This window comes from Cellulosimicrobium sp. EB106-03-01-XG111 (assembly GCF_058792115.1).
Window position 1 is genome coordinate 239,398 of the sequence record NZ_JBYTEQ010000005.1, and the last position, 12,907, is coordinate 252,304.

5 protein-coding genes are annotated in these 12,907 nt (G+C 73.9%); 1 reads left to right on the forward strand and 4 read right to left on the reverse strand.

The annotated features are described in order from the left end of the window. Positions 1-39: 39 nt before the first annotated feature. The gene (locus AC3WT4_RS06715; protein WP_492315049.1) at positions 40-7,827 is read right to left on the reverse strand and encodes a DUF7507 domain-containing protein; all 7,788 of its coding nucleotides are present in this window, start codon (positions 7,825-7,827) and stop codon (positions 40-42) included. A 189-nt stretch (positions 7,828-8,016) separates the two neighbouring features. Between AC3WT4_RS06715 and AC3WT4_RS06720 the strand changes: the two genes are divergently transcribed. Then, positions 8,017-9,750, forward strand: coding sequence for a helix-turn-helix transcriptional regulator (locus AC3WT4_RS06720; RefSeq protein ID WP_492315050.1), 1,734 nt, complete (start codon positions 8,017-8,019; stop codon positions 9,748-9,750). Here the strand turns inward: AC3WT4_RS06720 and AC3WT4_RS06725 are convergent. Genes AC3WT4_RS06725 through AC3WT4_RS06735 form a run of 3 tightly spaced genes read right to left on the reverse strand, consistent with a single transcriptional unit; the run spans position 9,666 to position 12,907 of the window. Then, a complete protein-coding gene (locus AC3WT4_RS06725) occupies positions 9,666-10,484 on the reverse strand; it encodes a MerR family transcriptional regulator (protein ID WP_492315051.1) in 819 nt (272 codons plus the stop codon). The genes AC3WT4_RS06720 and AC3WT4_RS06725 overlap by 85 nt on opposite strands. A gap of 47 nt (positions 10,485-10,531) precedes the next feature. Next, entirely contained in the window at positions 10,532-12,403 is a 1,872-nt protein-coding gene (locus AC3WT4_RS06730) for a cation:proton antiporter (protein ID WP_492315052.1), read from the reverse strand. A gap of 57 nt (positions 12,404-12,460) precedes the next feature. Beyond that, positions 12,461-12,907, reverse strand: a complete 447-nt coding sequence (locus AC3WT4_RS06735; protein WP_083384884.1) for an ATP-binding protein — start codon at positions 12,905-12,907, stop codon at positions 12,461-12,463.

Consider the following 12,907-nt stretch of genomic DNA (forward strand, 5'->3'; position numbering starts at 1 on the left):
GTGGGGACGGTCGTGGGCAGGGCCTTCCTCGTCGCGCCGTCAGTCGACGGCGTGCCGACGCCGGGCCGCGGCCAGGGCCAGGAGGCCGAGGAGCAGCAGGAGCGCCGCCCCGCCGGCGACCCACGCCAGCGTCGCGCCGGTCGTGGCCAGCGGGCTCCCGGGCTTGCCCGGCGTGCCCGGGTCGCCGGGTCGGTCAGGCGTCGCGCACGCCTGGGCGGCGTCGGTCAGCCCGTTGTGCCCGATCCCGGCGGTGTTCGCGAACCCGCCGCTGCCGTCGGAGCCCGGCTCGGGGCAGGTGAACGTCGTGTCGTCCGCCTGCTCCGTGTCGAGGGTCGCGACGACCTCCACCCGGTAGGTGTGGACCGCCCCCGCGGCGAGGCTCACGCCGGTCGCCACGACGTTGGCCGGGTCGCCTTCCGCGCCCTGGCCCGTCCACGAGCCCGACGGCGTGACGCCGTCGGGCGCCGCGGTGACCGTCGCGGTCCGGACCTCGATGCCGGCGCCGTAGCGCAGGCGGTCGGTGAGGTCGTAGACCCCGGCGGCGGCGCCGTCGTTCGTGGCGGTGACGGTGTAGGCCACCGTCCACGATCCGTCGGCACCCGCGACCGGCGTGCCGTCCATCGTCTTGGTGATGTCGATGGAGGGCACGGGGGCGCAGTCGGTGTCGGTCTGCGTCCCGCCGGTCTCGTCCGTGAGCGTCGCCGCGTTGTTCAGCCCCTGCTCGGTGAGGTTCCCCCCGGGAGCCGCGGTGCACGCGGGCGAGCCCGTGCCGTCGTCCTCCACGTCCGTGAAGTGCAGCGGCACGGAGGCGACCACGGTGACGCGGTAGACGTGCGGGGCGTACCCCTCGTCGTCCAGGCCGCCGATCACGACGTCGGTCGCGATCCGCCGGTCGGCGTCCCCGTCGAACCCGTCGTTCAGGGTGACGCCGTCCGGACCGGTCACCGCGACCGAGTCGACGGTGATGACCGGGGCGAAGAGCAGCTCGTCGTCCAGGTCGTAGGTCGTGACCTCCCCGCCGACGTTGCCGACGGTGAGGTCGTAGACGACCTCCCACGTGCCGTCGCCGGCCGGTCGCGCGGAGACCAGCGCCTTGTCGAGGGTGGGCTTGCCCGGACGCACGCACTCGTCGTCGCTGCCCTCGTTCCCGTTCCAGCCCACCGTCGCGACGTTGTTCAGACCGCCCGGCACGGTGCCCTCCTCCGTGGAGCACACGTCGGTGTCCGGGATCGTGACGTCCGTCAGGTCGGCGGCGTACCGCACGGTGACGGTGTAGGTGTGCACCACGGGGGCTGTGGTGGCACCGGTGATGTCCTGACCCGTGACGATCCGGGTGTCGTCGAGGCCGTCGAAAGCCTCGTTGACACCGACCGATCCGGGCGCGTCGGTGACGACGCCCTGGACGCCCACGACCGTCACGCCCTCGCCCGGCGCGAGCGCGTCGTCGAGGTCGTACGTGCCGGCTCCGGGACCCCGGTTGGTCACCGTGACCTCGTAGACCACGTCGTACACGCCGTCCTCGCCCTCGACCGGCGTCACCGCACCCGAGAGGGACTTGGTGATGTCGATCAGCGGCAGGGTCGCGCACACGTCGTCGTCCTGCGTCTCGCCGTTGTGCGTCAGCGCGCCGGCGTTCGCCAGACCGCCGGTGTCCCCGGAGCCGGGCTCGGGGCACGCGAGCGTGCCGGGCGTGACCGTCGCGGCGTCGAGCGAGACGACGACCTGCACCTGGTAGGTGTGCGTGGCACCGGCCTCGAGCGTGACGCCCGCGGCGACGACGTTCTCGTCCGAGCCCGTCTCCCCCCGACCGGTCCAGCCCGCGTTCGGCTCGACGCCCTCGGGCGCCGTGGCGACCGTCGCCGACCCGACGACGATCCCCTCGCCGTAGAGCAGCTGGTCCACGAGGTCGTAGTCGCCCGCGGCCTCGCCGGTGTTGGTGGCGACCAGGTCGTAGGTGATCGTCCACGTCCCGTCACCGTTGCCCGTCGGGCCCGCCGAGATCGACTTCTCGAACTCGATCAGCGGCAGCGACGCGCACGCCTCGTCCTCGACGACGACCCCGTTGTGGTCCAGGCCGGTCGAGTTCGCCAGGCCACCGTTCGCACCCGAGCCCGGCGGCGGGCACTGCAGGTTCACCGGGTCGATCGTGGCCTCGTCCATCTGGACGGTGACCTCGACCTGGTAGGTGTGCGTCGCCCCCGCGCCCAGCTCGACGCCGGACGCGACGAGGTTCTCCGGGTCGGACGTCTCGGCGCCCCGGCCGGTCCAGTCCGCGTTCGTCTCGACCCCGTCGGGAGCCGTGGTGACCGCGGCGTCGAGGATCTCGATGCCGTCCCCGTGGTGCAGGCGGTCGAACACGTCGTACTCGCCCGCCGCGCCACCGACGTTCTCGGCCACGATGTCGTAGACGATCGTCCACGTGCCGTCCCCGTTCGGCGTGGGACCGGCCGACACGGTCTTGTCGACCGTGATCGCCGAGATCGTCACGCACGCCTCGTCCGAGTCCGGGATGCCGTTGTGGTCGATCCCGGCGGAGTTCGACAGGCCGCCGTCCCCCCCCGTGCCGGGGGCGGCGCAGTCGGTGACCGCGGGAGCGCCCTCCGTGCCCTCGGCCAGCGCGATGACGACCTGCACCTGGTACGTGTGGGACGCGCCGGCGGGCAGGTTCACCCCGGTGGCGATGACGTTCTCCGGCGCGCCCTCGGCGCCCAGGCCCGTCCAGGTCGCGGACGGGCTCACGCCCTCGGGCACCGAGACGACCGCGCCGGAGACGACCGTGATGTCGCCGTCGGCCGTCATGCGGTCGGTGACGTCGTAGATGCCGTCGGCCGCGCCGGAGTTCGTCGCGACGACGTCGTAGGTCACCGTCCACGTCCCGTCACCGTTCGGCGTCGGTCCCGCGGAGACCGTCTTGGTGACGTCGATCAGCGGCAGGGTGGCGCACACGTCGTCGCCCCGGGTCTCACCGTTGTGCGTGAGCCCGGTGGCGTTCGCCAGCCCGCCGTTCTCGCCCGAGCCGGGCTCCGGGCACTGCAGCGCCTCCGGAGTCACGACCTCCCGGTCGAGCGAGACGACGACCTGCACCTGGTACGTGTGCGACGCGCCCGCGTCCAGCGTGACGCCCGCCGCGACCAGGTTGTCGGCCGAACCGGCCGCTCCTTGACCGGTCCAGCCTGTCTCGGGCTCGACACCGTCGGGTGCCGAGGTGATGGCGGCCGACTCCACGACGACGCCCTCGCCGTACAGCAGCCGGTCGACCACGTCGTAGTCACCGGCGGCCTGCCCGGTGTTGGCGGCGACCAGGTCGTAGGTGATCGTCCAGGTCCCGTCGCCGTTCGGCGTCGGACCCGCCGAGATCGACTTCTCGATGCCGATCAGCGGCAGCGACGCGCACACGCCGTCCTCGGCCACGATCCCGTTGTGGTCCAGGCTCGCCGAGTTCGCCAGGCCACCGTTCGCACCCGAGCCGGGCGGCGGGCACTGCAGGTCCGCCGGGTCGATCGTGGCCTCGTCCATCTGGACCGTGACCTCGACCTGGTAGGTGTGCGACGCACCCGCGGCGAGCTCGACGCCGGACGCCACGAGGTTCTCCGGTGCGGCGTCCTCCGCGCCCAGGCCGGTCCACCCCGCGTTCGTCCCGACCCCGTCCGGGGCCGTGGTGACCGCGGCGTCGACGATCTCGATGCCGTCGCCGTGGTGCAGGCGGTCGAACACGTCGTACTCGCCCGACTCGCCGCCGACGTTCTCGGCCACGAGGTCGTAGACGATCGTCCACGTGCCGTCGCCGTTCGGCGTCGGGCCCGCGCTGATCGACTTGTCGACGACGATGTACGCGATCGCCACGCACGCCGTCGCGTCGTCGGTCAGGTCGTTGTGCTCGACCGTCGCCGCGTTCGACAGGCCGCCCGGAGAGGCGCCGGGCTCGGCCGAGCACGGCGTGATCACCGGCGCACCCTCGACGCCCTCGACGATCCCCAGCACGACCTCGACCTGGTAGGTGTGCGTCCCGCCCGCGGGCAGGACGACGCCGGAGGCGATGACGTTCTCCGGGGCGCCCTCGGCACCCAGGCCCGTCCACGCCGCGTTCGGCGTCACACCGTCCGGGGCGGTGACGACGGCGCCCGAGCGGACCTCGAGGTCACCGTCGGCCGTCATCCGGTCCGTCACCTCGTAGGTGCCGTCGGCAGAGCCCGCGTTCGTCGCGACGACGTCGTACGTCACCGTCCACGTCCCGTCACCGTTCGGCGTCGGGCCCGCGGAGACCGTCTTCGCGATGTCGATCGACGGGATCGGCGCGCACGCCTGGTCCTCCTCCGTCTCGCCCTCGGGGCCGGTCAGCCCGGAGGTGTTGTTGAACCCCTGGTCCGCGTCCGACCCGTCGGCGGGGCAGGCGGTCGGGGCGTCGGCGCCGGAGCCGGCACCGTCGAGCTGCAGCGGCACGTCGGCGAGGACGGTGACGCGGTAGACGTGCGGGGCGTAGCCCTCGTCGTCGTTCCCGGCCAGCGGTACGTCTGCCGCGACCAGGGTGTTGCCCTGGCCGTCCCACGCCGGGTCGGCGAGGACGACGCCGTCGGGCGCCTGCGTCACCGTCGCGGAGACGATGGTCGCCTGGTCGGTGAGGTGCAGCGCGTCCGTCAGGGAGTAGGTGGTCGACGGGGTCTGCGTGTTCGACACGACGACCTCGTACACGACCTCCCACCGGCCGTCGCCGACCGGGGTGGCCGAGACGACCTCCTTGGTGTGCGTCGGAGTGCCGACGACGACGAACCCGGCCGGGTCGCAGTTGATCGTGGGCTCGACGCCCGAGTCCGCGGGCACGTCCGCGTCCGCGCACGCCGTGTTGACGACGGAGTCGGCGACGGGCTCGGTGAGCTCGATCTCGAACTCGTGGCTCTCGGTCGCGCCGGGGGCGAGGGACTCGATCGTGAACGACCCCAGCTCCGGCTGCAGGTCGTCGGAGACCGCGACGTTCGTCAGCATCCCCTGGCCCGTGTTCTCCACGACGATCCGGTAGCGGACCGTGTCACCGACGCGGAACCGCGGGTAGTCCAGCGGGTCGTTCGCGTCGCGCCACTCGCCGTCCGCGTCCTGCACGTACTTCTTCAGCGACGCCGAGTAGTAGTTCGCGATGGAGGTCGACGCCGACGTCCGCATGACGAGGCGCGTGTTCTCCGCACGGCCCTGCGCGCGGTTCACGAGGACGTCGCCACCGACCATGCCGTCGGTCACGACCGGGACGTCGAGCGTCAGCTCGCCCCGCGCCGCGAGGGCGCCGGTGATGACGCGCACCGCGGTGGCGTCGGGGGTGTACGTGGTGCTCCACCCCACGGTGTTGCCGGTGGTGCTGCCCGCCGAGCCGTTCGTGGCGTCGGCCGGGTCGTCGGTGAGCGTCGCCGGGTCGGCGGTCGTGTAGTACACGGTCCCCCCGACCGAGGAGGTCACCGGGCCGTCGAGCAGGTACGAGCCGGAGAACGCGGTCCCCCGGCCGTCACCCACGTACGGGAGGATGTCGATCACGTCGACGAACTCCTGCGGGAGGGGATCCTCCGAGCGCACCAGCACGGTCCACGAGCCCGCGCCCGCGCCGTCGCCGGCGAGGTTGGGGATGAACGCCTGGTCCGCCGTCTTGATGATCCTGGTCAGCCCGGACTCGTTGACCACGACCGTCGCGGTCGCGGAGTCCGACTGCACGCCCTCGGCCGAGGCGGTGACGGTGTTGACCAGCCGCTCACCACCGGCGACGTCGTCGGGGTACGTCACCTGGTAGGACAGCGACTGCGGAGTGTTCGTGGGCACCCCGTCGAGGGTCCACGTGAGGACCTGCTGACCGGAGCCGTTCGTCGTGGCGACCGGTTCCGGGCTCGACGAGCCCGGGACGTACGTCGTGCCGAGCGGCAGCGTGTCCACGAGCTGGTAGTCGTCCACGGTGGGCGCGACCGCGCCCGTCCCGTTCGCGGCGTAGCTCAGGGTGTAGGTCGCCTGTCCGCCCGGGTCGACGGTCGTCGGCAGGACCGACTTCGCCACGTCCGGCGTGACGCCGACGATCCGCACGACGTCACGACCGCCCACCGCGTACGGGTAGCGCGCGTCCGGGGTCAGCGTCGCGGACGGCCCGGCGTCGGACGGTGAGGTCGAACGGGCCGGGTTCACCCAGGCGTTCGTGGCGGACGAGGGGTTGATGTACGAGCCCCAGGTCCACACGTCCTGGCCGACCTCGGCGCTGGGCAGGAGCTGCTGCGTCACCTGCAGGACGAGAGTGCGCTGCCATCGAGCGGCCGTCATCGAGTACGTGGCCCGGACCGCCTTGACGGTCGACAGGTCCGCAGGGCGGGTCGTGGTCCACCCGGTCGTCCCGTCGCACGTGAACGCGTTCGGGTCGTAGGACCCGCTCGCCGGGTCCACCAGCGCCGAGGTGCCGACGTAGTACGCCACGGGCAGACCGGCAGGCTCACCGGTCGTCCCGTCGTCGAAGCGCGTGAGGGCACCGGTGAACTCCACGTACCGCGTGTCCAGCACCTGGCACAGACCGCCCTGGGTGGAGTTCTGGTTCTGGACGTTCGGGTAGAGCACGCGGACCGCCGAGCCGAGCTCTGACTCGGGGGCGACCCGGTACGTGTCGGTCCACACGGTCGCGCTCGACCCCGTGTAGGAGGGCTGCCACGCGTGCGACCAGACCCCCGTCGTCCAGTTCTTCGCCGTGGTGTTGTTCGCAGGGTCGTCGTTCGCCGTCTGCCCGTCGACCGCGGTGTAGGTCGGCGCGCTCGACGTGACCGAGACCTGCCCCGCGCCCGCCGTCGTGACGACCCGCAGCTGGATCTGCCCGGACGCGACCGCGACACGGTCCGTCGGCAGCGGGTTCCCGGCGGAGTCCGTCGTCGGCGCCTGCGCGTGGCTGTAGTCGATACCCGACAGTGTCAGGGTGTACGACGTCGAGCTGTTGCGCGTGAGCGTGCAGGACCCGACGGACGGCGCCACCTGGCTCGCGTCGTGAGTCCCGCCCGACCACGGGTGGCCGGTAGCCGTCCCGCTCGTGAACGCCGAGCACGCCTGCGGCCCGACCTGCGTGGCCGCGCCCAGGCTGTTGGAGACCGTGAGGTCGTAGGTGACGGGGTCGGGCCCGGCGGGGCTGTTCGTCCCGTGGAACAGCGTCCAGTTGAACAGGAAGTCGCGAGAGGCGTCGTTGCGCGTGCTCCCGGAGACGCTCTCCACCCAGTGGATGTCCTGCACGAAGCCGTTCTGCACGGGGAGCTCGGGCAGCGTGGTCTGCTGGTCCGCGATCGCCGCGCCCGCCCCGACGGTCTCGCCGGTGACGGCCGTCACGCGCATCGGCGTGGTCAGCGAGAACGCGGTGCCCTGGTCCTGCGTGCCCACGTTGCAGACGAGCGTCGAGCCGTCCTCGGAGACGCTCGACGCCGGGTCCACGCCGTCCACGAGGCACGCGGGCGGGAGCGTGTCGAACACCGCGCCCTGGGCGGTGACCGTCACCGTGACGTTCTCCACCGGCTCGTTGCCGGGGGCCGCTGCGTCGTCGTTGAGGTTGAACCACCACTCCGCCGACACCGCGTCACCGGTCTCGAGCGTCGCGGGCGTGGAGTCGGCCCAGGACCCCTCGAGCTCGTACACGGTCGCGGCCGTCGCGGGCAGCGCCGCAGCGGTGAGACCGGTCCCGGCCATCACGACGGCGGTGACGGCGCCGATCAGGCGACGTGCACGTCCCCCGGTGGGCCGCGTCCTGCTGCGCGCGTGCCGGGCGCCGCGGGGTGCCGCGTGCTCGCCGGGCCGACGCCCGCCCGCCGCGGCCGCGGCATCTCGCTCGAAACCTTGCATGGGGTCCCCTTCGTCGTGCGCACGCGCCCCTCGCGTGCACGGTCGTCACCCCATAGGACCCGTGCCACCGAGGCCCATGACGAGCGTGACCTGGGAAATCACCCATCCCATCACCAGTTCCGTGAAGGAATTCACCCGGCGCCGCGAGACGCGCTTGCAGAACCCGGCACGTCCGTCAGGATCACGGCTATGACAGGCGCCAGAGATGTCCCGTGGAGCAGCGAGGAGATCCTCCGGGCGCTCGACGCGGGCGACCTCGACGGCGTGGAGACCGCGTTCGACGTGCTCTGGTACGAGCTCCCCGACCGCTTCGCGCGCGAGCTCCTGACAGCGCTCGCACGCGTCCCTCCCGAGGTGCTCGACCGCCGCCCGCGCCTCTCGCACCTCGTGCTCCTCGCCCAGAGACGCCGCGACCACCAGCGCGACGACGAGCGCAGCATGTCGCGCCTGCTGCGGCACTACTCCCGGGCCGGACTCCGCCACAGCAGGCGGCTCAACGGGTTCACCCGCCTGCACGACGTCCTCTCGGCCGGCACCGCGGCCGTCGTGGGCCTGCGGCACCGCCGCGACCACGACGCCTCGACGCGGATCGGCACGTGGGTCGAGCAGCGCACGACGCTCCTCATGGCGGGAGGCCCGCTGCCCTGGACAGCGGGGCGCCCGGACGCGCGGCCGGGCTGGCTGAGCGCGCAGCGCGGGATCACCGCGATGCTGTCCGGCGCGACCGACCCGGCGATCCAGCACCTGCGTCGCGCGGCCGACGAGGCGGGCGACGAGCCCCACGGCCACTTCGCGCGGGTGAGCGCGGCGTCGAACCTGGCGCTCCTGTCCGCCTACCGGGGGCACCACGACCTCGCGCGCGAGCAGCTCGCCGTGGTCCGCGACGCCGCACCGTTCCCCTCGTGGATCGCGGCGGCGCACGTGCACGGCGAGGCGCTCGCGCGGGCACACCTCGCGATCCACGAGGGCGACGCGGCGACGGCGCAGAGGATCCTGCGGGCCACCGACCCGACCTCGCCGACCGTCGGTGAGCTCTGGGCGTTCCTGGCGTCCGCGCGTGCCAGCCACGCGGCCTTCTACGGCGATCCTCTCCACGGCCTGCGTGAGCTGGACCAGGTGCGCCTCGTGCACGGCATGGTCGAGCCCGACCCGGGGTCGTTCGTCGGGCGGCTGCTCCTGCGGGCCGAGGCGAAGCTGCTCCTGCGCGCCGGCGGCGCGGGCCGCGTGCTGCACCTGGCGCACGGGTCGGAAGACGACACGACCGAGTGGTTGGCGAACCACCACGCCTGGGCCCACCTGTCGGTGGGCGAGCACTACGAGGCCATCGGGGTCGCGTCGTCCGCCATCCACCAGACGTCGCTGTCACCGGCCGACGCGCTCGACCTGCACGTCGTCCTCGCCGTCGCCCACCTGCGCGCCGGGCGCGAGGACCGCGCGCGGAGCTGGTTCCAGAAGGCCCTGCGGCTGCGGTCGTCACCCGAGCACGCCGCACCGTTCCTCGCGCTCGAGCCGGAGGAGCGACGCGCGCTCGCCGAGCTGGTGGACACCGCGGACGTGCTGCCCCGGGGCGCCGTCGAGGCGCGCAACACTCCCCCGGTCACGCTCGCGAGCCGGCTCTCCCCCCGCGAGCGGAAGGTGCTGCGGTCGCTCAGCGAGGGCTACACGGCCGCGCAGACGGCGGCGCGGTTCAACGTGTCGGTGAACACCATCCGCACCCAGATCCGCACGCTGTACCGCAAGCTCGGGGTGTCGAGCCGACGCGAGGCCGTCGCGGTCGCGCAGGAGGCAGGGATCCTCGCCGCGGCCCGGGGGGAGGCCGTCGGGCGGTCGGAGCGGCGCTACGCCCCGGGTCGGCGTCGCGCGACCGGCACGGCGACCTCCATCACCGGGCCGGGACCGCCCGCCTCCCAGGTCGGCAGGTAGACCTCCCGGTCGTCCCCCGCGGGCACCCCGCCCGCGAGCGCCCGCCCGGACGCCAGGTAGTCGTGCACGAGGACCAGGCGCTCCTGGTCGCAGGCCTCCGCGGCCGTCAGCGCGACGTACGCCTCCTCGTGCGCGGCGTCCGTCGTGAGGGCGAAGCCCGACGGCGGTCGCACGGCCACGGGGACCGGCACCCGCAGCGTGAGGCGGGCGGCGTACCCCTCGGTCGCGCGCTCGTGCAGCTCGACGTAGGGGTGGCCGGCGAGGGGGACGTCGGCCGCGCGCAGCACGGCGAAGACCGCTCCGGTCGCCTCGGGCAGCACGGCCGGCAGCTCGGCGAGCGTCGCGCGGCGCTCGGTCCCGAGCACGAGGCGCTCGGGCACGTGCCGCCGCCGCACGAGGACGTCCAGGTGCGGCTCCCCGACCAGCGCGGACCGCACGTACTCCCCCGCGGCCAGCGAAGCCGCGAGCGCCGAGCGGCGGGCGCTCCACACGGCGTCGAACGCGGGGACCGGGTCGGGCGCGGCGAGCACGTCGCCCACCTCGGCGAGCGACAGGCCGACGCCCCGCAGGAGCCGGACGAGGCGGGCGCGCTCCACCTGGCCGCCGTCGAGCAGCCGCGGACCGTCCCCGGAGGTGCGGCGTGCGTCGAGGAGCCCGCGGTCCACGTACATCCGGACGGCCTTCTCGCTCAGCCCCGTGGCGCGGGCCACCTGACCCGTCGTGTACTCGTCCATGCCCGCGACGCTAGGGCCTTCCCCTGGGGCAGCCGCAAGGGGGCGGCTCAGTCGTCGTCGCCGGGCACGTAGGGGCCGCGGCGGAGCTCGAGGTCGATCTGCTCGGCGTCCAGCAGGTCGAGCGCGTGCCGCAGCGCCTGCGAGCTGTACGCGCCCGACGTGCGCGCGTCGAGCAGCGCGACGCGCTGCGCCGCGATCGCCCGGAGCCGCAGCTCCTTGTACTGCGCGAACAGGTCGGCCGACGTCGCGGCGTCGGTGTCGCGGTTCTCGAGCTCGCGCACGACGTCGCGGCGCACGCGGGCGACGACGTCACCGTCGTAGGTGGTGCCGTCGGCGCGGCGGAGGTCGGGCGCGTCGATGACGGCCACGGCCGCGCCGTCGAGCTCGGCGCGCACGGCGCCGCGGTCCTCGTCGGCACGCGTGGACCCGCCCGAGAGGCCGAGGCGACGCACGACCCACGGGAGCGTGCCGCCCTGCACGACGAGCGTCCCGGCCGCGACCCCGAACGCGACGAGCACGAGGAACGAGCGCTGCGGGGTGTCGAGCGGCAGGGTCTGCGCCGCGGCGAGCGTCACGACGCCGCGCATGCCTGCCCACACGAGGAGCGTGCCCTCGCGCCACCCGAGCCGCTCGGCCGTCAGGTAGTCGATGTCGGCGGCACGACGACGCAGCGACGACCGCAGCCGACCCACCCGATCCGGGGGCGCCTTGGCGACCATCTCGGCGCCGCGACGCTCCGGCGTCCCGGGCGCCGGCTTGGCCGCGGCGGGCACGGTCGGCGCGACGGGCGTGCCGTCGGCCGCGAAGCGCGCGTCGAGCTTCTCCTGCATGCCCGCGATGACGCCGCGCATCGACTCCCCCCGCCGCGCGCGCCGCGCGAGGGAGCGCAGGAGCGTCGCGACGTACGCGGAGCGCACGACGAGGATGACGACGGCCGCGAGCGCCGCGATGCCGACCGCGCGCCACAGGCTGCCGTGCGCCTCCTGGACGTCGGTGACGAGCGCGAACAGCTCGAGCCCCATGAGGAGGAAGACGGTGCCCTCGAGCAGGAGCTCGACGGTCCGCCAGTTCGACTCCTCGGCGAGCCGGTGCTGGGGGCGCAGGTACTTCGCGGCGCCGTTGCCGGTGACGAGGCCCGCGGTGACGACGGCGACGAGGCCCGACGCGCCGAGCTCCTCCGACGGCAGGTAGGCGAGGAACGGCACGACGAAGGACACCGCGGTGCTCAGCGCGGGGTTGGCGAGGCGGCGCCGGACGAACAGGCCGAGGAAGCCGACGAGGAACCCGACGAGCACGGCGACGACGACGGCGAACACGAAGTCGCCCGCGACCGACCACAGCGACACCCGCGTGGCGGACTCCCCGGTCGCGACGGCGATCCCGATCCCGGCGATGGCGGAGCGCAGGAGCACGAGGGCGGACGCGTCGTTGAGCAGGCTCTCGCCCTCGAGCAGCGTCACGACGCGGGGTGACGCACCGAGCCGTTTGACGATGGACGTCGCGACGGCGTCGGTCGGGCTGACGATGGCGCCGAGCGCGAAGCCCGCCGCGAGCGGGATGCCCGGGATGAGCCAGGTGAAGAGGTAGCCGAGGAGCGCGGTGCTCAGCAGGACGAGCACGACGGACAGGCCGCTGATCGCGGTGAAGTCCCGCCGGAAGTCCATCGTGGGCAGGCCGACGGCCGCCGAGTAGAGGAGCGGTGGCAGGATCCCGGCGAGGATCCACTCGGGCTCGAACTCGATCTCGGGGACGGCGGGCACGAAGCTCACGACGACGCCGACCGCGACGAGCACGAGCGGCGCCGCGACGCCGGCCTTCGGGGCGAGCGCGTTGACCCCGACGATCGCGACGACCGCGAGCGTCCCGACGACGATGAGGGAGAGGATCTGCTCCTCGGTCAGGCTGAACGGGAACTCCATCTGCACCTCCGGGAACCGGCGCCGCGCCCGGGTCGGCGCGCGCGGGACGCCCCCACGCTAGTCGCCGGGTCCGCCCCCGGCGGTGCGCACGCGGCGTTCGAGGCGCCACTCGTTGCCCGAGGTCCCCGCGATCCACCGGTGCTCCAGCCGGTCGACACAGGCACGCGCGAGCGCGAGCCCGCGCCCGGACTCGGCCTCGGGGGGCGGCATCGTGCGGTCGAGGTCGACGTCGGCCGCAGGCGCGGTGTCGCGCAGCACGACGACGACGCGTCCCGCCCCGGCGTCGAGCTCCGCCCGGACCTCGACCGTCTCGGGTGCGGGCGAGTGCCGCACGATGTTCGCGGCGATCTCGGTCGTCGCGAGCTCGACGGCGAGCCGGTCGTCGGCGGGCACCCACGGCGCCTGCTCCCAGAGCGCGGCGAACGCGTCCGGGAGGGCGTCGAGCCACGGCGGGGACGCGGTCGCGCTCAGCACGACGAGCGGGGCGTCGTCCGGCGGGGTCAC